The organism is Chroococcidiopsis sp. (genome assembly GCF_051657925.1).
Lineage (GTDB): Bacteria > Cyanobacteriota > Cyanobacteriia > Cyanobacteriales > Chroococcidiopsidaceae > Chroococcidiopsis.
Genome location: NZ_JBOFLP010000189.1, coordinates 1 through 24,269, shown reverse-complemented (window position 1 = coordinate 24,269; position 24,269 = coordinate 1). Strand labels below are relative to the sequence as shown.

Below are 24,269 nucleotides of genomic sequence, written 5' to 3'. Positions count from 1 at the left end.
AATTAGACTCGCTTCTGGCTAGATTTTTTAAGAGTAATTTTTTTGTGCCAAAGATTGTTATCCCCAGGATCGACAGTTGAATCTGCCAAGGAGCTAAAACTAAGGTTAAAATCAGGCTGACAATTGCTGCTGTCCCTGTTAGGTAAGCCATCTCATCAGCAGATTTCTTGCAGAGATACCCAGACGCTATACAAGTTATAAACGGCAGAAGGAAAATCCAATGCATAGCTAAATGTTTTTTATTCTTTTATTAACAAAACTTAAATTTTGAGTCTTCTATCCTTGGTTAGAATTGTATATTCTATTCCGATTCCGAGCTGAAGATTCTGTTGTTTTTGTAACAAAAAATGCGAGTAGAGCGATCTCGCGATCTAGAATAACTCGCTCAGGGATTGCAATACATACACTGAGCCGGATCGGCTACTTTAACACCCTGCGGAAATAGTTTTTCTTGTTGAAAACTGCATTTTTGGCACTGATAGACTACCGAGCGGATTGCAGATGTGGGAAGATTGCATAATCCACAGGGTAATCCCCGACGTTGGGCGATCGCGTCAAAGCCAGGACAAGCACAATTAGGACATCTTTGATGAATTTTTTGAATTAAATTTTTAGTAGCTTTAGCAATATTCTGCATTCTGGTTGGATTATATAGCGCCCGCATATCTGTTTCGATATGCACTTTCCCTGTTGAGGATTTGCTTAAGGCAAAAGTCACAATTTCTGTTAATTTTTCTTCTGTATTGATACCTTTAAAAATTTCTGTGCGCTCTAAAGAGTCAGAACTGAGCATGACAACTAAACCGTGAGACGGAAAGCCAATTTTACGAGCAAAAGACTCGGCTTCTTCAACAGTTCTAACTGATTGACTATTAAAGTTAGTTTCTGTGGAAATTTCCTGACCAACAATTTCTAATTGATTTAGCGTATCGATGAAAACGACTATTTCTTGATTCGACGAAATAAAAGGTAGATCGGGATGAGGTGCAAAGGAACCTTCACTAGCGATCGCAATTGTTTCACCTGTTATTTCTAAAGCTTTTTTGGCTTTGAATTTAGCTGTAGCAATTTGGTCTGCTGGTCTGGCAATATCGCGAGTAAACGTACCAAAGATATCTGTGTTAAAGTCATTTGGAACAATACATTGCACTCCCAATTCTGGTTCTACAATGGGTGCGATCGCTTCTTCTTTCTTGTGCATAGTAGCAATGACTGCTACGCGACCTATAAATAAAGAATTTGTTGGCATATAGCAGTTTGATTAAATCCATGAAATTATGGCTATTTTCTGGTAGCAATGTCCGCCCCTTACTCCCTGCTCCCTGCTCCCTGCTCCCTGCTCCCTCTAAAGTGCTTACCAACGTTTATCTTTATAGCGCTTGCGGTGCAAAAATTTTTCTGGCACAACGCTAACAGATTTCCAGATTGGCATTGCCCAACCCCAGCCAATGTCATGTAGCATGACGTAGAAGCAGGGAATGATAAATAGAGTCAGTAACGTTGCTAAAGCTAATCCTGAAAATACCACAATTCCTAAAGGTTGGAGAAACTCCGAACCTTGACCGATACCCATAGCAAGGGGAAGCATCCCCAATACAGTAGTGATGGTTGTCATCAAAATCGGACGCAAGCGTTGCGGCGCGGCTTGCTGAATTGCCAGCCAACGAGAACAACCCTCCCGTTCCCGAATTTGATTTGCCAGTTCCACCATAATAATTGCGTTATTGACCACAATCCCAACCAATAACACCGCACCTACCAAAACCGTCGCCCCAATAGCCGTCTGGGTGACGTACAGTCCAAAAATACCTCCAGCTAGGGCTAGCGGGACGGTAAACATGATGACGAAAGGATCGATTAAAGAGTTATACTGCACTGCCATCACGACAAATACGAGAAAAGCAGCCAAACCTCCTAAAAGCTTTAACGAGTTTTGCAACTGTTGATTGGACTGCGCCGCCGAACTAGGTATGACGTTGATTCCTTGCGGTAATTCTACATTTTGCATCACGTTGTTAACTTCAGCTAGCGCTTGCCCTAAACTCGCTCCCTCTGCTAGAGTTCCGGCTATGATAAATACTTGTCTTTGGTCGATTCGTTGCACTTCTCCTGGTGCTTGACCGATTTCAATTTGGGCAACATCACCAAGGCGAATTTGACGATTCCCTTCAATAAATAAGGGAAGGCTGGCGAGTTGAGAAGGACGCTGGATTGTAGTTTCATTCAATTGGACGCGAATATCAACTAAGCGATCGCCTCTTTGTAGTTGCGTTGGTATTGAACCTTCGAGCGCGGTTTGAATTGTTTCGCCAATTTCTTGAGTTGTCAAACCAAATTCTGCTACCCGTTCCCAGTCAGGACGAATCTGGACTTCTGGTTGTCTGGGAGTCGCATCGGGTCGAAAACTTGCTAATTTTGCCTGCTGTTCCAAAGCTTGGAGAACTTGCTGTCCCGCGCGATTCAGTTCTTCTGAGTCAGATCCCTGAAGGATTACATCCAACTCTGCCCCCCGTACGGGAGAATTAGTTAAGATCAGACCCCGCACCTCTCCTGGTCGCAGGCGGATAACTGTTTCAACTAAGTTGAGGCGATCGAATTCCTGGCTTACCCTAGCAACATACGCCTCTACGTTAGTACCTGGTTTAAGAGTAATATTACTGCTGCCACGCAGAGGATTTTCACTAGTATTATTGCCAAACAGAAAACCACCCGCAGTCGAAAAGATGTATTCGGTTTCTGGCTGTTTGAGTAAAATATCGTCTACAATTTCCATCACCTTACGGTTCGTTTCCAACGCCGTACCAGGAGGAAACTGCACGAATAATCTAGCCTGTCCGGTATTAATGCGAGGCAGAATTTCTTGGGGAATTTGTCCTGCCATCCATAAACTACCACTACCCAGGACGAGAAAAGCCAGAAAGACAACAATAAATCGCCAGCGCAACAGCCGATTTAAGAAGTTGCCATAACTACGAGTTGCAGCCTCAAATTTGCGATTAAATTCTCGCAGTAACCAAAATTTACCAATTCCACTCGATCGCTTTATTCCCATTAATCTTGATGTCATCATGGGTACGACCGTTATTGCTACTAGAATTGACGCGGCGACGGCAAAGCTGATAGTTAAAATTAATTCTCTAAATAGGAGAGAGAACAAACCGCCAATTAGCAAAAACGGCAGCACCGCCACCAAGTTAGTACTGGTAGAAGCAACCAAGGCAGATTCTACCTCACGACTGCTGCTTTCAGCGCGATCGACGATCGAGGTTGTTGTTAGGGGCGCACGGCTGTGCGCCCTAACTCCCTCGACAATATTCTCCAACATAACGATGGAGTTATCGACGACGATGCCAACGCCGAGGGCAAGTCCGCCTAAGCTGAAGACATTGAGGGAAAGACCGAATAATCCCATCAAGATGATTGCAGCGCAGGTCGCTAGCGGAATGGCAAGAACGATAATGATGGTTTGACGTAGCGAACCGAGGAAAAGTAGAACCGCGATCGCGGCGAGTCCCGCACCAATTAACCCCGAACTGGTAACGTTAGAAATTGAGTTCTGAATGAAAATTGACTCATCTAGAGTGGGAGTAATCGTCGCATCAGCTGGAATTAAACCCGATTGCCGTAGAGATTCGATCCGACGCTTGACTCCATCAACCACTGCGATCGTATTGGCTTCTGGTTGTTTTTGAACGCTAAGTTTGACGGCTGGAGTTTTGTTGAGAAAAGCAAAAACCCTTTGATCTTCCGTCCCGTCTATAACTTCCGCAAAGTCTCGCAGGTAAACGCGCCGCGATACCCCTGGTGTAGAGTTATTTTCCTCAAAGGTAGCGGCTTCAAAGGATAAGTTGCGAATTTCCTGAGAGGTTTGAAATCTACCGCGAGTCCGCGTCAAGGGTTCGGATTCTCCCAAAATTCGACCCCCAGCAATATCTTGGTTGCGGGTTGTCAGTTCTTCCAATACGTCAGTTAAACCCACACCCACAGCTTGGAGGCGATCTAAATCGATATTAATCCTCACTTCTTCCTGCACGCCACCGGACACGTCTACAGCTGCTACTCCTGGGACGACACTTAATTCGCGTCCCAGTTCTTCATCAGCAAAGACGCGCAGATCTACAGGCTTAAGTGTTGGGGAGGTCAACCCAAATTCGTAAATTGGCGATTGCGAAGGATCGACTTTGAATAATCGGGGTTCTTGGATATTTAAATTGTCGGGCAATCCACCTCGACCTCGGTTAAAAGCCGCCGTAGCATCATTTAAGGCTTGATCGATATTCCCACCAGGCTGAAAGAACAGATCGATACTGACTTGTCCTTCGCGAGTCTGGGAATATACTTGGACTACGCCTTCTGTAGCTGCTAAAGCTTCTTCTAGCGGTCGAGTAATTTCGTCAACTGCAACTTCTGGCGATACCCCAGGAACATCTAGCCGCACGCCGATGCGAGGATAGGTAATCGCAGGCAACAGATCGACTTGCAGTGTCGTTAGAAAAAAGACACCTAAGACGATCGCGGCTACAGTTAACATCAGTGTGGCGATGTGTCGTCGGATCGAAATGGCGCTGATACTAAATCCCGATGTTGGCGGCTGCATTACCTATACTCTGTATCGACAAATTCAAGCGAGGGCGGGTTTTGGCAATTTACGGTTGATGCTGTCAACATGTTTGCTAAACCCGCCGCAATTTCCAATTTCTGACCCTAGTACGGGCGGGTTTTGAGCCGAGATTGACTGTTGAAGCCGATGATTCATCTGCTAAACCCGCCCCTACGATTCCTGTTGCTGTGTTTCCGATAAGACCGACAGTCGCACGGTTTCACCATTTTTCAATGGTCTACCACTTCTCGCTACAAACCTTTCCCCTGGTTGCAACCCAGATAGAATTTCTACTTTGCCATCTACCCGTTCTCCCAATTTCACCGATCGCGCTGCTACTTTTTCTCCAGTTATGACAAATACTGTTGCTGTATTCGGGAGTCGGGAATTTTCTCCCCCAGCGCCCTCAGCTCTCTTCTCCCCTGCTCCCTGCACCGAAGCGCTCCCCACTCCCTGCACCACAGCCGTCTCAGGAACCACAACCCTAGAAGCTACGTTACTCTCAAAACTCACCCGTGCTAGCAATCCACTGCCGATCCGTCCATTGTCGTTGGGAATGATGACTTCTATGGGAACTAGTCTTGCCGTGCGATCGGCAGCTGGAGAAATTCGGCTAATTTTTCCCGTAAAAGCCTGGTTAGGGAAGGCATCTAGTCTCACCCTCACTGTCTGTCCGACGCGCAGATTTGCCAAGGCTAATTCTGAGATTTCTACATTCACCTTGACGCGGCGAAAGTCTCCTAAACGCAGAATTTCACCGTTAGCTTGCAGAAAATTTCCTTCTTCCGTGACTTTTTGCGTGACTACACCATTTATTGGAGAACGGATATTTGCGTAGGATAATTGCTCTTGGGCTTGAGCGATCGCTGCTTGTTGAGCGTTAACGCGATCGCTAGCTGCTGCTACCGCTTGTTCTTCGGTACGGACTTCTTCTTCAGTAGCTTTTAACACTTTGCCAGCACTTTGAGCGTTGGTACGGGCTTGTTCGGCGGCTTGTTCGGCAACTGCACCCTGTTCGACCAATTGTTGTTGGCGTTGAGAGTCTGACTGTGCTTGTTGAAATTCTAACCGTGCTTGTTCTACCCTGGCTTTGGCATTACTGACTTGATTTCTGGCTCTAGCAACTTCTGCTTTGAGGGCTGCTAATTCTGCTTGTTCTTGGTTCAGCGCCGTTCGCAATATAGTATTGTCTTGCTGGGCGAGGACTTGACCTTGTTTGACGCGATCGCCCACATCGACTAAGAGTTTTAATATCCGCCCTTCTACTTGCGCCCTGAGCGAAACTTCTTGTAGTGGTAGAGTCGTCCCTGTATATTCCGGTTCCGTGCGAATTTTTCCGGTACGGGCGATCGCCACTTCTACAGCGGGTGGTTGCTGTTGTTGTTCTGCTCCCCTACCCTGGGATTGCGCATCAGCCGCTTCTTTCGGTAGAATGCCACAGCCTGCTGTAGCGCTGAGTACAACAGCACTCAACGCAATTGCTTTCAATAGATCGAAGGCTCCCATAAAAAAATTCTGATTTTTGCTTTTGCTGCGGCAACTTCAATATATAAGCTAGTCTTTATGACTGAGTGTGGCTGCGGCTATTTCTTCCTGCCATAGCTCGGATGATTGTTAAGTTATTTAAACTTTTTCTGTTCGCAAAGTGGCTCCCTCTCAAGAGGGAAAAACTAGCGATCGCCAACATGTCAAATCCAATTGCTAACACTACAAAGACCTAGCATAAGCAACAGATGTGACATAAATGTGTCATGAAGAAGTCGAAAGTCACGCAATCCACAAATAAGTCTATTGCCTCCGATCTTGCGGGAGTTGGGGAATCGCAAGACTTACTACTTCACGAACAGATCCCCCCTAACCCACGCCACTTTGACGCGACGTGCTTTAACGGGGGAACCCCCGCACGCAAGTAGCTTCCCTTCAAAAGGGGGGAACAAGAGAAAGCCACACAAAAACCACACATAGGATAAATCAAAAGAATATATCTATCCCCGACTCCCGACTCCGGTACGGGCGGGTTTTGCACCAGGGTGTTTTGTCGTGGCTGCGAATCCGGCGCTAAACCCGCCCCTACATTTCCGGCTCCGGTACGGGCGGGTTTTGCACCAGGGTGTTTTGTCTTGGCTGTGAATCTTTCGCTAAACCCGCCCCTACATTTCCGACTCCCGACTCCCTGCTCCCTGCTCCCTAACTCCTAGATCTGTTGCCAGCAAGATACAATAAATCCAGCAAAAGTTCTCAACATATTATTATATTGAGACAAACTAGGAGAACGATCGCGCATGGGCAAGGTAGTCGGCATCGACTTAGGGACAACGAACTCAGTCATAGCGGTGATGGAGGGTGGTAAACCTGTGGCGATCGCCAATGCAGAAGGAATGCGGACTACTCCCTCCGTGGTTAGTGTCAGTCGCGAAGGAGAAGTGGTGGTGGGACAAATGGCGCGACGACAAGCCGTTCTCAACCCCAAAAATACATTTTACTCGGTCAAGCGTTTCATCGGTCGCAACTATAGCGAACTCAGCCCCGAATCGAAGCGGGTTGCTTATACAATCCGCAAAGGCGAAGCTGGTAATATTAAAATCGACTGCCCGCGACTGAATAAAGAATTCGTTCCCGAAGAAGTCTCGGCAATGGTGTTAAAAAAGTTGGTGGAAGATGCCAGCAAATATTTAGGAGAACCCGTCACTAAAGCAGTCATTACCGTTCCCGCCTATTTCAACGACTCCCAACGCCAAGCCACGCGGGATGCTGGGAGAATTGCCGGACTAGAAGTCTTGCGGATTTTAAACGAACCCACGGCTGCATCCTTGGCTTATGGCTTAGACCGTCAGGAAAGCCAAACGATTTTAGTATTCGACCTAGGTGGTGGTACGTTTGACGTGTCGGTTTTGGATGTTGGCGATGGTGTATTTGAAGTGAAAGCCACTAGTGGAGATACACAACTAGGTGGTAACGATTTTGACAAAAAGATTGTCGATTGGCTGGCAGAGCAATTTTTAGAGACAGAAGGGGTAGACTTAAGACGCGATCGCTCTTCTCTACAGCGCTTAATGGAGGCAGCAGAACGGGCGAAAATCGAATTATCTGGCGTGACGGTAACAGACATCAACCTCCCTTTCATCGCTGCTACAGATGAGGGTCCCAAGCATTTAGAAACAAGACTCACCCGTTCTCAATTTGAAGGCTTGTGTACGGACTTGTTAGGACGATTGCGCGTCCCTGTCAAACGGGCGCTAATGGATTCTAACTTGCGACCCGCAGATATTGATGAGGTTGTCCTTGTCGGTGGAGGGACGCGAATGCCAATGGTACAAGCACTTGTAGAGGCATTAATTGGCAGAGAACCGAATCAAAATGTCAATCCCGATGAAGTTGTAGCTGTTGGGGCAGCAATTCAAGGCAGCATTTTGGGCGGCGAGATGAAAGACGTGCTGCTATTGGATGTCACGCCTTTATCGTTGGGATTGGAAAGTGTCAGCGGCGTGATGAAAAAATTGATCCCGCGCAACACGACAATTCCCGTGCGTCGTTCCGATATCTTTTCTACCGCAGAAAACAATCAAACTGTCGTAGAAATTCACATCGTTCAGGGCGAACGGGAAATGGCAGCTGATAACAAATCCCTCGGACGGTTCAAACTGACGGGTATTCCACCCGCGCCGAGGGGAATTCCCCAAATTCAGGTGTCGCTGGATGTCGATGCTAATGGAATTCTACAGGTCACGGCACTCGATCGCACGACAGGCAGAGAACAGAGTATCACCGTCCAAGGGGCTTCTACCCTCAGCGAGGGAGAAATTCAACGGGCAATTCGCGAGGCAGAACAATACGCCGATATCGACCGTCAGCGCAAAGAACGGGTAGAAAAGCGGACGCGGGCAGAGTCTTTGACAGTCGAAGCAGAACGACAATTGAAGGAAGTCGCGTTAGATTTCGGAATGCAATTTGCGCGGAGTCAGCGCCAGCGAATCGAAAGTTTAGTCCGCGAACTACGGACAAACTTAGAGGAAAATAACGATCGCGGCATCGACCAATTATTTGTCGAACTGCAAGATGCAATCTACGAGTTAAAACGCGAGATCCGCGAATACTATGGTGAGGATGAGGAAGAAGGCTTATTTGACTCAATCAAACGCATCTTTACGGGTGATGACGATGATTACTTTGACATACCTCGCCGAGACAACTATCGCGATCGCGATCGCGACTACTACGACTATGGTAGAGAAGATTACAGCCGCGATCGTTCCCCGTATTACGGAGATAAGCCCAGTAGTCGTAAGCGTCCCACATACCGAGACAACTGGGATGATGACGATGATTGGCTATAATCTAGCGATTAACAGTTAACAGTTGTCAGTTATCAGTTATCAGAAGACAGGAGATAGACTAACCACGCACCACTCTCTTTTAGCTAAATTGGCACGTTGATTGCTAGAACTAAACAAGAAAACATTAAACGGTAACTTATAAAAGCTAACAGCCAAAAGCTGCAAGCGGATAGCTAAACTATGCAAGATTTGCGTAACTTTCGCGATTACTATGAAGTGTTGGGAGTCTCCAGAGAGACAAGCAACGAGGAGATTAAAAAGGTTTTCCGGCGCTTAGCCAGACAATATCATCCTGACTTAAACCCAGGTAATAAAGAGGCAGAGGAAAAATTTAAGGCAATTGGCGAAGCTTACGAAGTCCTTTCTGACCCAACTCGACGGGCAGAATACGACCAATATACTAAGTATTGGAATCAGCCTGGTTTCTGGAGCAAGCAAACTTCCCGCGCTAAGACTGCCGATAGTCGCGGTAATGGCAATAAAGTCGATTATGGCGCATTTCCCGACTTTAATAATTTTGTCGATCAAGTCTTGGGACGGCGCAAACAAGCCAGAACGGCAACAGCCGATGACGAACCAGTGACGACAGCACCCCGCGATCCGTTTCGTCCTGGGACGACTAAAGCAGCTTATACAGTTAATGCTCGGATCGCGCGGCGCGATATTGAGGCTAAGTTAACTATACCCTTAGAACGGGCATATGAAGGCGGATTGGAGCGCGTTCGCCTCCAAGAAGACGGGCGATCGCTAGAAGTCAACATGCCACCTGGAATGTATACCGGACAGATCGTTCGCCTGCGAGAACAAGGAATTGGCGGCGGCGATCTTTATTTGAAAATAACCGTTCCTCCTCATCCGTATTTCAAGTTAGAAGGTAACGATATTGCGATTCAGTTACCAATTACTCCTGTCGAGGCAATTTTAGGTGGTGCGGTAGAAGTACCAACTTTAGATGGTTTGGTACAAATGAATTTACCTCCAGGCGTGCGCACTGGGCAAAGGTTACGACTGGCAAAGAAAGGTTATCCCGATGCTGATGGTGAACGAGGCGATCAAATTGTTGAGATTCAAATAGTTGTTCCCAGAAACATTAGTCCTGAAGAACGAGATTTATACGAGAAAATTCGTCAAATAGAAACTTTCAATCCCCGCGCTGACTTACCAATTTAGAGATCTATGTAATGTATGTCAGAATGGCGAGAAATTAGACAAAAAGTCTTGCGGCGAGACAACCGTATATGTCAAGTCTGCGGGAAAGAGCATAGCGGACAAGTACATCATATTCTGCCTAGAAGTCAAGGCGGAACAAACGATCTGGCAAATTTAATTACTCTGTGCGGTAAATGTCATATGGTAATTAGTCCCGTTCCTGAATGGTTAATTACTAAATTGTGGCAAATTCCGGCTGAAGAAATTAGCACCGCAAGTCAAGCCATCCAAGACAAAATCGATAAAATTGTCAAGCAGAGCAAAACCGAAAAATGAACTATTTGGCGCATCTATTTTTAGCCGACGATCGCCCAGAATCAATGATAGGTAATCTTTTAGGTGATTTTCTTCAAGGGATAAGTAAAGACCGATATTCAATCGCAATTCAGCAAGGAATAGAATTACACCGAAAAGTCGATGCCTACACAGATTCGCATTTAATAGTTAAAGAAGCTAAACAACTAGTTTCTGCATCGCGCAGAAAATTTGCCGGAATTTTATTAGATGTATTTTACGATCATTTTCTCGCTCGATATTGGCAGAATTATAGTTCGGTGACGCTTGATGATTTTAGCCAGAAAGTATATGTAATCTTATCGCAAAATCAATCGATTCTACCCGATCGCCTTAAACGTGCATTACCACAAATGATTCAACAAGATTGGTTAAATAAATATCAATATATTAGTGGAATAGAGGTGACGCTCAACCGGATGGCTCATCGCGTGAGCAGGCAAGGAGAGATTTTAGCTAGTGGGATTGAAGAATTAACAGCTCATTATCAGGAATTAGATCGCAGTTTTCAATCCTTTTTTCCTGAATTGATAGGGTACGTCAAAACGACCCGATCGCACCTGAAATACCCTGATAGGATGGAAGTAGGTAAATAAACCCGATCGCAAACGCAATTATGACTTTGGGTAATGTCCGCGACCTGTACCAGCAGGTAATTCTAGAACACTATAAAAAACCTCGCCACAAAGGAAAAACCGATCCCGTGCATCGGTATCAACGGGGACATAATCCTTCTTGTGGAGATACGATTGAATTAACGGTGCAACTGAATGAAGCGGGCGATACGATCGCAGATGTAAAATTTGATGGTGAAGGTTGCGCGATCGCGATGGCATCGGCTGACTTAATGGCAGATGTTTTGCGCGGGAAGCCTGTCAGCGTCGCATTAGAGATGGTGCAGCGCTTTCAACGGATGATGAAAGGGGAAGACGAGTTTCCCAAAGAACAGCGCAAACTTAACGTGATGGCGGGAGTCGCTCAGTTTCCCGTGCGGATCAAATGTGCTAATCTCACCTGGCATACCCTCAAAGCTGCCTTGGAATCAACCAAAGAGCAAGTGCCTGAAGGATTTATCAGTAACGAAAACGAGTAATCGATCTCACAATTTGATTTCACAATGCCAACTACAACTGATTTTCTCAATGCTTCTGGGTGGGTAGGAATAACCACCCTAGCTTTGGCGGCGATAACCGTCCTGGGTTTTCTGCTTAAATGGGGAATTAGATTTCGCCTCGTCGGGATTACTGGCTTTTTAGGCGTACTCACGGGTGGATTGTTTGCCCTTGGTTTAGTACCATTTACCCGCACGCTCATTCCAGGCGCAGTACGCTACTCTCTAGTCTTCGACAACGGCGGGACGCAAACCGTAATTGCCGTACCTCGGACGATTGATAGCCAAGCGTTAGAAGCAACAATGCAACAAGCCGCCAGCGATTTATTCTCCTACGGTCGCTTAGGCAGACAGGACGATAAACTGACGATTAGAGTCAGGACAAATCTGCATCCAGAACCAGGAGTTACCAAACCCCTCTACTTGGGACAAATCGAGCGATCGCTCTCCAGCCGCACTGACAATGCAATGGAAATTAAGCTTAATCCCGACAACATAGCACAGCTACCAGGGAGCAGGGAGTAGGGAGCGCTTCGGTGCAGGGAGCAGGGGAGAAGAGGGCTGAGAAGAACAGAGTAATGGGTAGTCATAAAGTCAAAAGTCAAAAGCTAAAAGTCAAAATCTACCAACTACCAACTACCAATTACCACTCGCTTATACTATATATTCAATCACCAAATACTAGTAAGATGCTTTGTCTGTCCGTAGCCCCAGCACAAGTAATCCGCGCCCCGCAAGCTTTAGAAGCAGCCGGAAGCGCGATCGCGCGTTTAGGTAGCCGTCCTTTAATTGTAGGAGGCGATCGCTCTCTTGTTGCCGTCCAATCTCGCTTAACGCTTGTATTGTCAGAGCAAAAATTGAAGTTTACTCAAGCAAGCTTCGGTAGAGATTGCAGCGAGACGAGTTTAGCGGCACTAAGGCAAGCGGTAGCAGCACACAAAGCCGATCTCATTATTGGTGTTGGTGGTGGTAAAGCCTTAGATGCGGCGAAATTATTGGCTTATCAGTGCGAGTTGCCTGTCGTCACAATTCCGACTTCGGCGGCTACCTGTGCGGCTTGGACGGCTCTTTCTAACGTCTATTCGGAAGACGGAGCATTTTTGTATGATGTGAGCTTGCCCAATTGCCCTAATTTACTCATCCTAGATTACGATTTGGTGCAAACTGCTCCCAAACATACTTTAGTCGCTGGAATTGGAGATGCGATCGCCAAGTGGTACGAAGCCTCTGTGAGTAGCGGACACTCGGAGCAAACTTTAATTATTGCTGCCGTGCAACAAGCTAGAGTACTGCGCGATATCTTGTTTCAAAAATCCGCCACTGCTTTACAAGCACCAGGTAGCGAAGTTTGGCGGGAAGTTGTCGATGCTACAGTTTTACTCGCAGGAGTCATTGGTGGCTTAGGGGGCGCTCAATGTCGTACTGTAGCCGCTCACGCCGTCCACAATGGTTTAACTCACCTGCCGATTCACAGCAGCATCCACGGCGAAAAAGTTAGTTACGGCATCTTAGTCCAGTTGCGGTTAGAAGAAATGGTGCAGGGCAACCAACTTGCAGCCACCGCACGACAACAGCTACTCAAGTTTTATACCGAAATTGGACTACCCCAAACTCTTGCAGACTTGGGGATGGAAAATATTACGATTACCCAACTCAAACAAGCGGCAGAAATCGCTTTAAATCCCAAATCTGACATTCATCGGCTACCCTTTAAAGTTGTTACAGAACAATTGATGGCGGCGATGGTTTCTACCACAGCTCCTGCTAACAGCAATATCCTCAACCCCATCACTACAAATCTCGTCAACGAAGAGGTAGCTCAATGAGCTTGGATTGGATTAGTCCGGCGGATCGCGTGCGGGCGCTACCACAGTATGTATTTGCTCGTTTAGATGAATTAAAAGCCAAAGCTAGAGAACAGGGGATAGATTTAATCGATCTGGGGATGGGAAACCCCGACGGCGCAGCACCCCAACCTGTGATCGATGCGGCGATCGCAGCGTTGAAAAACCCCGCCAACCACGGTTATCCCCCGTTTGAAGGTACGCGCAGCTTCCGACAGGCAATTACAAATTGGTATCATCGCCGTTATGGTGTGAATCTCGATCCTGATAGCGAGGCATTACCGCTACTCGGTTCTAAAGAAGGATTGGGACACTTAGCGATCGCCTACATCAACCCTGGCGATGTGGTACTAGTCCCCTCACCCTCCTATCCCGTCCACTATCGCGGTCCTGCGATCGCGGGAGGAGAGATTTACAGCCTCATCCTCAAACCAGAAAATGACTGGCTGATCGATTTAACAACGATTCCCGATGCAGTAGCCGAAAAAGCTAAAATTCTCTACTTCAACTATCCCAGTAACCCCACCGCCGCCACAGCCCCGCGCGAATTTTTTGAAGAAATTGTCGCCTTTGCCCGTAAATACGAAATTTTATTAGTGCATGATTTATGTTATGCCGAATTAGCTTTTGACGGTTATCAACCCACCAGCTTATTAGAAATACCAGGGGCAAAAGATATTGGTGTAGAATTTCACACCATGTCTAAAACCTACAATATGGCAGGTTGGCGCGTTGGATTTGTGGTAGGAAATAGTCACATAATTCAAGGTTTGCGGACGTTAAAAACTAATTTGGATTACGGAATTTTTGCCGCATTGCAAACAGCCGCCGAAACAGCTTTACAACTCCCAGATGAATATTTACATCAAGTCCAAGAACGTTATTTACGTCGCCGCGATTTTCTTATTCAAGGATTATCCGAACTCGGTTGGAACATTCCCAAAACTAAAGCCACAATGTATTTGTGGATTCCCTGTCCCCCTGGGATGGGTTCTACAGATTTTGCTTTATCAGTGTTGCAGCAAACTGGAGTTGTCGTCACCCCTGGAAATGCTTTTGGTGTAGGGGGTGAAGGATACGTGCGGATTAGTTTAATTTTAGAATGCGATCGCCTAGGTGAAGCCTTACGCAGATTTAAACAAGCAGGAATTAAATATTCAGCTACAGAATCTTTATCCTCGTTGTCTTGACTTCTGGGATTGAGCTTTATCTTGCCATTTTTCTAATAAAGCAGTTAGTCCTTCGCTACTTTCTCGCATCTTTTGTTCGGCTATGCTAGCAAGCTCTAATAGCTGTTTGAGTTGGTTTTCATCTAGTAGAAGAAACGGAAGGTTTTGCTCCGACATGACGATTCCTTTGCTTGGCTAATGAAAAAATTTGTAAAAAGCATTATTTTAATACTTGTTACTATACATGTATTATGGTCAGTTTATGAATACTTTTGGTATAGTAGCCTTATTCCTGCGAAAATTGAGATAACCTACGCTGTAAATATTAGCGGTCAGAGTGGTTTGCGAGAGGGTTGTGGTGCAGCTATATTTGGAATAACAAATGCAACTACGGATGCCATTTCCCGTCAAGGAATCGATTTTTTTAACGACGCTATCTATTCAAGAAGAAGCAAAGATCTCCGCTACACCTATAGATCGTGGAAAGAAACACCAGTTCCCAAGACATGGACTAGTGAAGGCACTTGGCCAGGTTTGGGTTGTTCGAGTGTAAGTCGCCCGCTGTTACGCCAAATCCTTCTTGCTGCTTCTAAAAAAGGAAGCTACTACTCCACCAAAGACGAAGCATGGATTGTTGTTATTCCCAGCCTTAAATTAGTAGTCTTTTCTTATTTTGGCTAATTCTGCTAATCCAAATGTTATCTTAACGACATATAACCAAATCAAACAAAAGTTTAACGGTAAGGCGATCGCGGCATATCGTCTTGCTAAATCAGAGTTTATTGAGTCTACTATGAGTAGAGAGTATTTTCAAAAGTTTTAAATTAACTGCAATAAATAAGGTGGGCAATGCCCACCCTACTATTTTTTTACATCGATCAAGAATAAGCCCAAATAAAAAATAGTAAAAATCCCAAAAATAAACTCGTGCAGCTAAATAAAATTAATGCGGTAATTTCTTCTAATTCTTTCTCAAATGTCATAATTATTTCTCAGATCTTGGCTATTGACTTCGCTGGCACAGAGCCAAATATAGAATAATTGATTTTTTTAAGATTTCAGACTGGAAGAATTACCGAAGTTACTGTGAAAGATTAGCTATTAAAAGCTGTTGTTATGTAAAAAGTTTAAATTGGCAGCTAAATTAAAAAGAAGAGGTAAAGCGATCGCACCGCTGCTGATGCAAATAAATCTAGGGGAATTCTCAATTGGCTTTAGCAACGAATAGATCCCGAAAAACGTAAAGAAGTATAAAGAATTTTAATTTTTCTATTAAATCTCACACATTTGTTCTTGGTTTGTTCAAAAATCATAGTATGAGCAGTAACTCAAATTCGTTACGAGTTTGAGATAAGCCGATTGAAAGAGATTGCCTATATATTTTTAACAAAAGACTTTTAACAAATCCCTATAAAAAAGGGAGGAGGGACACTATGGCTAAGATTGCCCAGGAAGTCGTTCAGAAGTCTGGTGTGAATGTAGAAGAGTTGGTACAGAAGCTCGTCCGTGCTGCGTCTGCTGAATTTACAACTTACTACTACTACACAATTTTGCGGGTTAATGCCATTGGTTTTGAAGGTGAAGGACTCAAAGAAATTATCGAAGATGCAAGATTAGAAGACCGCAATCACTTTGAGGCTTTAGTACCGCGAATTTATGAGTTAGGCGGGCAGTTACCTAGAGATATTCGAGACTTTTCTAATGAAGCTGCTTGTCCAGATGCTTACTTGCCCAAGCAGAATCGTGGCAATAACACGTCCACGCCGCGAGTTGGCTTTACCAGCGGCGGCACGGAGGAGTCAAAAGAAGCAGTCTCAGAAGTGCAGCAGGCAATGCAACAAGGTGATATTAGACCAATGCTTCAGGTCTTGGTTGAAGCAGAACGGTGTGCGATTCGCGTCTATACTGAAATTTGCAACATGACCTTTGGAAAAGACCACCGTACCTACGAGCTATCCTTGGCTATTCTCAACGAGGAAATCGAACACGAAGCTTGGTTCTCCGAGTTTTTAGGTGAAGGACCTTCCGGTCACATTCGCAGAGGCGCACCTGGAGAATCGCCATATACTTCGCGCTTTTTAGTCGCACCATCCAACGGTCACAAACTGTAGAGAGTAGAGACGCGCCGTGGCGCGTCTCCACTGCAAAATCTTGCTATGACTGAATTTATCAAAGTTACTAAACTCAATGCCGTGTCTCCAGGCACAATGCAGGTTGTGGAAGTTGGAGATAAACGCTTGCTGTTAGTGAATTTAGATGGAGAGATCTACGCTCTAGCCACCCAATGTCCTCATCAAGATGGACCTCTGGAGCAAGGAACGCTGTGGGGAGATAAGCTCGAATGTCCTTGGCATCATTACCTCTACGATGTCAGAACTGGAGCCAATGTTTATCCCCGCAACGTTTATCCATCTGACTTGACTGAACTAGAGCGAGATTTACAGCCTGTACGCTGTTATCCAAGTCGCGCGATCGGGGATGAGATTTTTGTAAATATAGAAGGAGACTCCCGATGAATTTTGGATCGATGCGATCGCCTTTTGGCTGGGAAGCGAACCGCGAGAATATGGATGCCGCAGAACTAGTGAGTCGCTACAACAAGGGAGAGCGAGATTTTCGCGAAGTGCATTTGAGCGGCTTGAACTTGTGGAAAGTTAATTTGAGCGAAGCAGATTTTAGTGGTGCAGATCTAGTAGGAGTTGACTTCAGCGAAGCAAACTTAGCTGGAGTTAACTTGAGTGGAGCAAATCTGACTGGAACAAATTTGCGTCATGCCAACTTGACCGATGCCAAATTGATTTTAGCAACGCTGCGGGGAGCCAATCTAGAACGAGTGGAGCTAATTAAGGCAAACCTCTCCCAAGTAGATTTGAGTTGGGCAAATTTAAGTCAAGCTAACTTAAGTGGAGCAAATTTATCGGGAGCGAATTTAGTCGATGCCAAAATGGAGGGATTAATTTTGCGGGGAGCTAACCTAAAACGAGCAAAACTAAAATCTCAACTGCAAGATGAGCGAATCGATTTAGCTTGGGCAATCATGCCTGATGGATTAATTCACGGTTGAATTGAGAAAGAGCGATCGCATATGTACGACAGCTTGTCTTTTGACTGAAGCAAAAGTTTTACCTAGAGTAATGAGTTGCAGTCAAAAACATGTACTTTCAGATCTCTGGCAATTAGACAGAATGTTTAAGCGATCGCTCCTCGTACTCGCTACCGTTGGCGCTACTATTTTGGCGAACAATGCCGGAATGACCGCGGCTCATAACCACGATACCCCATCCGAGCCTCATTCTCGTACCAGTGCAGACCCCCACCACCAGATGATGGAAATTTCCGCAGGCGAACCCATCCCATTGGTGAAACTGGTATTGCATCCCGATACCATGCGCGGGTACAACCTAGAAGTGCAAACGACTAACTTCAAATTTGCGCCAGAAAATGTTAACAAAGCAGCAAAATCAGGAGAAGGTCACGCCCATTTGTACGTTAACGGCAAAAAAATCACCCGTTTATATAGCTCTTGGTATTATCTAGACAATCTCAAACCTGGTAAAAACGAAATTAGAGTTAGCTTGAATGCTAACAATCATCAGGTTTTAGCTCACAAAGGTAAGATGATAGAAGCTACGCAAATCGTAGAAGTACCTGCACAAAAGCAAAATTAATTATTAATTGTAGAGACGTTCCATGGAACGTCTCTACATCTGTTGCCCTATGGTAGATTTTCTACTGCTAATGTCCCTTGGTTTCTTGGGAAGTTTCGGACACTGCGTCGGGATGTGTGGACCCCTAACAGTGGCGTTTTCCCTATCAGGTCAACCAGAAAAACCACAATGGCAGCAGCAAGTCTATTTTCATACTCTATTAAATTTAGGGCGGATAATTAGTTACGTTCTCGTCGGTGCGGCAATTGGGGCAATTGGTTCGATCGCGATCGCTAGCGGACAAATGGCAGGAATCGGTAGCGAAGTACGGCGCTGGCTGGCAACTTTGACGGGAATCATGCTTATTTTCTTTGGTCTAGCGCAAATTAACCCCCAATTTATCCCTCACCTTCCCCTGTTACACCCCCTGACTCGTGGCAAATGGCACGATCGCCTGAGTCAGGGTATGGTCGCTCTATCTTTTAAAACACAATGGTGGACACCCGCAGGCTTGGGTTTAGTGTGGGGCTTAATGCCTTGTGGCTTTTTGTATGCCGCGCAAATTAAAGCGGCGGAAACGGGGCAATTATGGCAAGGTGCAGCCACGATGCTCGCTTTTGGAATTGGCACTCTACCGATGATGCTGGGGGTGGGAGTCTCCACATCTTTTTTAAGTCGCGATCGCCGCAGTCAATTATTTCGCTTAGGTGGCTGGATTACTGTGGCGATCGGGGCGATTACCCTACTACGAACTGGGGACACGATGACTGATTATACAGGTCATGCATCCCTATTCTGCTTAATGCTAGCTCTGATTGCCCGTCCCATCAGCCGTTTGTGGGCTGCACCCTTACACTATCGCCGCGTCTTAGGTGTGGGAGCCTTCGTACTCGCTTTGGCACATACAACCCACATGATGGCGCATACGTTGGACTGGAATTTAGCAGCATTTGCTTTCCTATTACCCACCCATCAAGTCAGCTTGATCCTGGGATTTGTTGCCATTATCTTGATGACTCCGGCAGCAATTACGAGTTGCGATCGCGCCCAAAAATTCTTAGGCACGCGCTGGCGACAAATTCATTTATTAGGAATTCCCGCCACAATTTTAAGCACAGTTCATGCGGTGCTGATTGGTTCTCATTATTTAGGTAGCGTGAGTGAAAGCAGTCAGTTATATGCAAGTCTCTTGGGAGTTGTGACTGTAGGGGTATTGCTCGTGCGATCGCGTTGGTTTTGGTCAATTTTCCATATAGAAAAATACTATGTTTCAGCCAAAAAATCTTAGTAACTGCATTCAATGGTTATTACTCAGCGTACTAGCAACAGGAGCGATCGCGACTGAGGCGATCGCCCATAAAGTAGAAATCTCCGGCGATGTTGGTGGGACGATTCACCTCGAACCTAACGACAATCCCCAAGCAGGAAAAGCAACACTCGCTTGGATCGCACTCACACGTAAAGGTGGACAAACAATTCCCCTTCAGCAGTGTAATTGCCAGCTAGCAGTCTATGCCGAACCGCGCCAAAAAAATGCTGCACCACTTTTACAACCGTCACTCAAAGCCGTGACAGCCGAGAAATATCAAGGCATTCCTGGCGCGGAAATTATTTTTCCCAAACCTGGTGCTTATCAGGTGGAATTGAAAGGGACTCCTAAAGCCGGAGCTAATTTCAAACCGTTTCAGCTCAATTTTGATGTTACCGTTGCCGCTAGAGCGCGATAGCGACCCCGATTACTCTCTCGTCAGAGTCACTCCACTAAAGCGGACTGCCCCTTGTAATTGAGCTTGGCGATCTTGGGTAGAGCGATCCTGCTGTATTGCCCCAGAAGGTGGCACAAAAGTAACAGAGATAAAATCTCCCGTCATGAGACTACGCCTTTGTAGTTGCCTAACCGTAGAAGTAATATCGAGGCGGAAAGTGCCTCTTTGGGGCAAAGAAAATAGCGACAGAATCCCAGCATAGTAGGGACCATAAGGGTCTGGAGCGACTCCTTCAGGTAAATTGATGTAAATGTCGTAGGGAATGGGATTGTCTGGATTATACTCGACTCCTGTAATGTTGAGAGTCAATGCAGATTCTGCCGTTAATGCTCTCGTCCTCACCAGATCTTGAGCTGGAGCAGACAGAGTGAGGGGAGCATCACTGAGGACAATCGTTAATTGCCGATCGTTAGCCGACATAGCTATTTGTTGCTGAGTGCTTGTATCTGTTTGTTGAGTACTTGTATCTGTACTCTGCGACGATGGCGCTATAGATCTGTTTCTCCTTGATAAAGGATCGTCATACAAATAGTTTAGTTGACCTGCAGTATCGAGAACATCCCTGCCGCGCAACTGTACCTGAGTGCCGTTTTCATCAAAGAAAATAAAGGTATCGTTCATCCAATCGCTGTTTGTTGTCGCATTTGCTCGTCCACCTCCCAGTTGCAACCAGCGCTCCCACAGGCGATCGATGTTCGCATGATGCAACCAAAAAATCGGATCGCGGGCAGCAGTAGGTACGCTGCCCATTAAGCCGCCTATACGTGAATGGATGCCGTTATGCGGTCTTCGTTCTAAGTCCCCATAACCATTAGCACGGTGAGTATTCGCATTTGCCTCAGTTACCCTGCGTCCACCAAAGCTGCGTCCGCCATCTGTTGTATGGAAAAAGTTTGTCCGTTGAAAAGCATCCGCATATCTGACATCGGCTTCTGGCAATGGATCGCCCCGGTTGACATTAATGCTGCTGCCGCGATCGCTATAGAGGGGGTTCGTGGAATCGGCAGGGATGCGGAACGGTGCAGGTAAAATGCGCTGTTCGACGGAATCTGAATAGTTCCAGTATGGGAGTGCCAAATTCGGATCGCCGGATGCTTGCCTGAGAATACGCTCGAAATAATATAGGTACATGCGATGCCAGGGAAAGAAATAGAAGGTTCCATGCTGGCATGTCCTCCATGCTGTTAATCTGCGTGTCTCACCGCTGGGAATGCCATGCATATTAGCTTGGTAAATCCAACTGGTCGGGTTAGTATCAGGTCGGGATTTCATCACCTGAATACCTCTCCTGAGAGCCGCTACTTTCTGTGGCGACTGGATAAATGTATATATATTCTCGCGAACGTAGATCGTACCAGTCTGGGCGTTAGCGCGATCGGCGAAAAACCGACTAACGATGGGAACGCTTCCGACAGCAGCAGTCCCAGCAGATAAGAATCCAGCTAGTTTTAAAACTTGACGACGGGAAAGCTCGTAACTCATAAATTTCCCTCATGCGTAAAACTTAATAATTAATAGTTGTGTTGCGAAACTCAGTTGAGTTTGCAGCAGTTAAACGATGTTTTGATACAAGTTTCAATCGGGTATTTCAGGAAATAGTTCATATTTATTAACTCAATCTTTAATAAAAATTCCACATAAAAAAGTCCGTAATGTACGGACTTTTCGCATATATTTAGCTACTCAGTATTTGTGCTAGCAGTCCAATTTCTCGGTCAGCCAAAAACTAGACAAAGCGATCGCGATCGATTTTAGCTAATGCTCCACCAAAGGCAAAATCTTGAACCATTGAACTTTTGAGAAAATCGTGAGGAAAACCGAGTTCAATTGCACTCACATCATTTAAGCGCTGCATTTGTTCGGTAGTTAGTTGAAATTCCAGACAAGCCAAATTTTCTTCAACTTGTTTCAGTTTACGGGAGCCAATAATGGGAATAATTCCACCTGGTTGCTGCCGTATCCAATTGAGTGCAACTTGTGAAGGTGCTTTATCAATTTCTGTGGCTATTTTAGTCACTTCTGCTGCAATTTCTAGATCGCGATCGCTGATTTGGGCTGCATTTGGATTGCTTAGTCTTCCTGGTTCGTCCGTTTCCTCTGCTGGACGATTGTATTTACCTGTCAATACACCAGCACCGAGGGGACTCCATGCTGTTACGCCAATCCCAAGTGCCTGTGCCATTGGCAGTAAATCTCGTTCGGGTGTCCTTTCTTTCAAAGAATATTCGATTTGCAATCCAATAAAAGGTGTCCAGCCGCGTAGATTAGCCAGGGTATTTGCTTGCGAGATAATCCAAGCTGGAGTATCGGAAACACCGATATACAGCACCTTACCCATGCGCACCAAGTCGTCAAACGATCGCATCACCTCTTCTACAGGCGTGGTGAAGTCCCAAGCGTGCAACCATAGTAAATCGATATATTCCACATTTAATCGCTGCAAACTGGCTTCCACTGCCTGCACCATATTCTTGCGATGGTTGCCACCGGCATTGATTTCGCCATTACCAGTGTTTAAACTATATTTTGTCGCAATGACCCATTTATGGCGATCGCCTGTGACAAACTCACCAACATACTTTTCACTCGTACCGTTGGTATAGAGATTTGCCGTATCGAGAAAGTTACCACCCGCCGCGGCGAAAGCATCGAACATTTTACGGCTTTCTTCGTAAGAACCTCCCCACCCCCAATCTTCGCCAAAAGTCATCGTCCCCAGGCAGAGTTCGGAAACGCGCAATCCACTGTTACCTAATAGTTTGTAGCGCATAGATCCTCTCCATCAATGCAAGTACGATCTCAGTGCAAGTACGATCTGCTATTGCCTCGTTCTTTCCAATAGCATACATTTCAATCGCATAAATCAATAACATAAAGTGCGCTACAGTATAAAATGCGCTACATAATAAAATGCCCTACGCATAGTAACGCACGAAGTTTTAATTTGTTGGTGTTTTGTCAGTTTTTGAACAGTAGTAACCGCATTTGCATTAGCAAAAATGACGGCGATCGAGACATGAATTTGAAGCAATTTTCTTTCGAACTCTTTGTTAATTTTAGTTTGTAGGATGAATGTGACATCAGTATGTCATCGAAGAAGGAAACAGGGAATAGGGAACAGTTTTTCCGATTTATCGTTTCTTTCTTAGTCAATAAACATGAAAAAACCCACTTAACGCGGGCTGTTAGAACGATTTAGTCTTGTTAAGACATGAACTAGCGGAATAGCTAGATACATCTTAAGCTAGGTGTTCTTTATAGCTATCTATCTAAGGATAGATATAGCGCTCGGCAAGGGATAGCCAAAATCTCACAACATCCACTCCAACACAATTCCTAGCCGACTATCTTTTTCTTGACGCGAATTTTGCCTTTGTAAATCTGTAGACAACCGTAAATTGCGGGTAACAGCATAGCCAAAAGAGAGTGTTGTCAATCCCACTTCATCATCCGTACCAGGAGACACCCAACTTTGAGATAGAGCAATATCTGCCGCACCACCGCGAGATAATACCAAGAGCAGCCTTGCCCCTACATTTAGACCATCAGTGGAATAATCGCCTGTTTCTATGTGTCGATAGCCGATTATCGGAGCAAAATTGATGTAACTTCCCAAAGAGCGCAGGTAATAACGTAAGTCTACACCGTAAGCCTCGCGCTGGCGATCGAAAGCTGCTTGATAATCTCCACTAATCGTAAAACCACTTTCACTAATAAATAAATCTTCTACACCAACATTCCAGCCACTAGCATTATTTGTCGAAGGAAATAAAGAATATCCTAGCCGCAGACGGGTACGAAAACTCGGATCGCGATGGATCTCTTCTAGGACGTTTGGTACTTTACGCATCCAGCGCTGTAGAACTGGGCTGCTTTCAATAATTTCTGGTTTTAAATCTAAATCCGCTGCACTGGGTGTCTTGTGTGGTTGTGATTGACTCCAAGCAGGTGTAGCGATGAGAAGGAACAGAACAATGAGATCCCCCCTAGCCCCCCTTAACAAGGGGGGAATATGTCTTGTCAGATCTTCTCTAGCCCCCCTTAATAAGGGGGGAATATGTCTTGTCAGATCCTCTCTAGCCCCCCTTAACAAGGGGGATCTGATTGCCCCCTTGGTGAAAGGGGGTGGGGGGGATCTGATTGCCCCCCTTGTTATGGGGGGTTGGGGGGATCTTCCGTGACGTAGTTTCAACAAACCGAGATTCAAGCCTAACTTTTGAGATTTTGGCGATTCTTTCACAAAAAAAGTGGTTCTGCATAGTACAGAACCACTTTAGCGGAGCAAAACTTAAAGT

General features: G+C 45.6%; 24 protein-coding genes. 16 read left to right on the top strand and 8 right to left on the bottom strand.

Annotated features, from left to right (window positions below):
- Positions 1 to 385: 385 nt before the first annotated feature.
- From ACRC32_RS15220 to ACRC32_RS15205, 4 genes are all read right to left on the bottom strand, one after another.
- A complete protein-coding gene (locus ACRC32_RS15220) occupies positions 386 to 1,249 on the bottom strand; it encodes a DUF6671 family protein (RefSeq protein ID WP_438554761.1) in 864 nt (287 codons plus the stop codon).
- A 105-nt stretch (positions 1,250 to 1,354) separates the two neighbouring features.
- Positions 1,355 to 4,597, bottom strand: coding sequence for an efflux RND transporter permease subunit (locus ACRC32_RS15215; RefSeq protein ID WP_438554760.1), 3,243 nt, complete (start codon positions 4,595 to 4,597; stop codon positions 1,355 to 1,357).
- Between the two features lie 24 nt (positions 4,598 to 4,621).
- On the bottom strand, positions 4,622 to 4,756 hold the full coding sequence (locus ACRC32_RS15210; RefSeq protein ID WP_438554759.1) for a hypothetical protein: 135 nt from the start codon (positions 4,754 to 4,756) through the stop codon (positions 4,622 to 4,624).
- 15 nt (positions 4,757 to 4,771) lie between these two features.
- Positions 4,772 to 6,106, bottom strand: coding sequence for an efflux RND transporter periplasmic adaptor subunit (locus tag ACRC32_RS15205; RefSeq protein ID WP_438554758.1), 1,335 nt, complete (start codon positions 6,104 to 6,106; stop codon positions 4,772 to 4,774).
- A gap of 776 nt (positions 6,107 to 6,882) precedes the next feature.
- On the opposite strand from ACRC32_RS15205, the gene dnaK reads away from it, so the two are divergent.
- From dnaK to ACRC32_RS15165, 8 genes are all read left to right on the top strand, one after another.
- A complete protein-coding gene (dnaK, locus tag ACRC32_RS15200) occupies positions 6,883 to 8,934 on the top strand; it encodes a molecular chaperone DnaK (protein WP_438554757.1) in 2,052 nt (683 codons plus the stop codon).
- 180 nt (positions 8,935 to 9,114) lie between these two features.
- Positions 9,115 to 10,104, top strand: coding sequence for a DnaJ C-terminal domain-containing protein (locus ACRC32_RS15195; protein ID WP_438554756.1), 990 nt, complete (start codon positions 9,115 to 9,117; stop codon positions 10,102 to 10,104).
- Positions 10,105 to 10,119: 15 nt separating this feature from the next.
- Complete coding sequence (locus ACRC32_RS15190) at positions 10,120 to 10,419, top strand: HNH endonuclease (protein ID WP_438554755.1); 300 nt, start codon at positions 10,120 to 10,122, stop codon at positions 10,417 to 10,419.
- The gene (locus ACRC32_RS15185; protein WP_438554754.1) at positions 10,416 to 11,033 is read left to right on the top strand and encodes an ACP phosphodiesterase; all 618 of its coding nucleotides are present in this window, start codon (positions 10,416 to 10,418) and stop codon (positions 11,031 to 11,033) included. The genes ACRC32_RS15190 and ACRC32_RS15185 overlap by 4 nt, the downstream gene beginning before the upstream one ends.
- Positions 11,034 to 11,053: 20 nt before the next feature.
- Positions 11,054 to 11,530, top strand: coding sequence for a Fe-S cluster assembly sulfur transfer protein SufU (sufU, locus tag ACRC32_RS15180; RefSeq protein ID WP_438554753.1), 477 nt, complete (start codon positions 11,054 to 11,056; stop codon positions 11,528 to 11,530).
- A gap of 24 nt (positions 11,531 to 11,554) precedes the next feature.
- Positions 11,555 to 12,073, top strand: a complete 519-nt coding sequence (locus ACRC32_RS15175) for a Ycf51 family protein (protein WP_438554752.1) — start codon at positions 11,555 to 11,557, stop codon at positions 12,071 to 12,073.
- Positions 12,074 to 12,237: 164 nt separating this feature from the next.
- Positions 12,238 to 13,374, top strand: coding sequence for an iron-containing alcohol dehydrogenase family protein (locus ACRC32_RS15170; protein WP_438554764.1), 1,137 nt, complete (start codon positions 12,238 to 12,240; stop codon positions 13,372 to 13,374).
- A complete protein-coding gene (locus ACRC32_RS15165; RefSeq protein WP_438554751.1) occupies positions 13,371 to 14,582 on the top strand; it encodes an aspartate aminotransferase in 1,212 nt (403 codons plus the stop codon). Before ACRC32_RS15170 ends, ACRC32_RS15165 begins: the two co-directional genes overlap by 4 nt.
- Here ACRC32_RS15165 and ACRC32_RS15160 read toward each other — a convergent pair.
- Positions 14,565 to 14,738, bottom strand: coding sequence for a hypothetical protein (locus ACRC32_RS15160; protein WP_438554750.1), 174 nt, complete (start codon positions 14,736 to 14,738; stop codon positions 14,565 to 14,567). The genes ACRC32_RS15165 and ACRC32_RS15160 overlap by 18 nt on opposite strands.
- 21 nt (positions 14,739 to 14,759) lie before the next feature.
- On the opposite strand from ACRC32_RS15160, the gene ACRC32_RS15155 reads away from it, so the two are divergent.
- From ACRC32_RS15155 to ACRC32_RS15120, 8 genes are all read left to right on the top strand, one after another.
- Positions 14,760 to 15,242, top strand: coding sequence for a hypothetical protein (locus tag ACRC32_RS15155; protein WP_438554749.1), 483 nt, complete (start codon positions 14,760 to 14,762; stop codon positions 15,240 to 15,242).
- Positions 15,235 to 15,384, top strand: a complete 150-nt coding sequence (locus ACRC32_RS15150) for a hypothetical protein (protein WP_438554748.1) — start codon at positions 15,235 to 15,237, stop codon at positions 15,382 to 15,384. Before ACRC32_RS15155 ends, ACRC32_RS15150 begins: the two co-directional genes overlap by 8 nt.
- 610 nt (positions 15,385 to 15,994) lie before the next feature.
- Entirely contained in the window at positions 15,995 to 16,672 is a 678-nt protein-coding gene (locus ACRC32_RS15145) for a Dps family protein (protein ID WP_438554747.1), read from the top strand.
- Positions 16,673 to 16,717: 45 nt separating this feature from the next.
- A complete protein-coding gene (locus ACRC32_RS15140) occupies positions 16,718 to 17,077 on the top strand; it encodes a Rieske (2Fe-2S) protein (RefSeq protein WP_438554746.1) in 360 nt (119 codons plus the stop codon).
- Entirely contained in the window at positions 17,074 to 17,625 is a 552-nt protein-coding gene (locus ACRC32_RS15135; protein ID WP_438554745.1) for a pentapeptide repeat-containing protein, read from the top strand. Before ACRC32_RS15140 ends, ACRC32_RS15135 begins: the two co-directional genes overlap by 4 nt.
- 70 nt (positions 17,626 to 17,695) lie before the next feature.
- Complete coding sequence (locus tag ACRC32_RS15130) at positions 17,696 to 18,229, top strand: hypothetical protein (protein WP_438554744.1); 534 nt, start codon at positions 17,696 to 17,698, stop codon at positions 18,227 to 18,229.
- Positions 18,230 to 18,278: 49 nt separating this feature from the next.
- A complete protein-coding gene (locus ACRC32_RS15125) occupies positions 18,279 to 19,496 on the top strand; it encodes an urease accessory protein UreH domain-containing protein (protein ID WP_438554763.1) in 1,218 nt (405 codons plus the stop codon).
- A complete protein-coding gene (locus ACRC32_RS15120; protein WP_438554743.1) occupies positions 19,474 to 19,935 on the top strand; it encodes a hypothetical protein in 462 nt (153 codons plus the stop codon). Before ACRC32_RS15125 ends, ACRC32_RS15120 begins: the two co-directional genes overlap by 23 nt.
- A gap of 9 nt (positions 19,936 to 19,944) precedes the next feature.
- Here ACRC32_RS15120 and ACRC32_RS15115 read toward each other — a convergent pair whose 3' ends face one another.
- From ACRC32_RS15115 to ACRC32_RS15105, 3 genes are all read right to left on the bottom strand, one after another.
- Positions 19,945 to 21,456, bottom strand: coding sequence for a tyrosinase family protein (locus ACRC32_RS15115; protein ID WP_438554742.1), 1,512 nt, complete (start codon positions 21,454 to 21,456; stop codon positions 19,945 to 19,947).
- Between the two features lie 244 nt (positions 21,457 to 21,700).
- Entirely contained in the window at positions 21,701 to 22,744 is a 1,044-nt protein-coding gene (locus ACRC32_RS15110; protein ID WP_438554741.1) for an aldo/keto reductase, read from the bottom strand.
- Positions 22,745 to 23,284: 540 nt separating this feature from the next.
- Positions 23,285 to 23,932 carry a hypothetical protein gene (locus ACRC32_RS15105; RefSeq protein ID WP_438554762.1) on the bottom strand — a complete coding sequence of 216 codons (648 nt, stop codon included), beginning with the start codon at positions 23,930 to 23,932 and terminating at the stop codon, positions 23,285 to 23,287.
- Between the last annotated feature and the right edge of the window lie 337 nt (positions 23,933 to 24,269).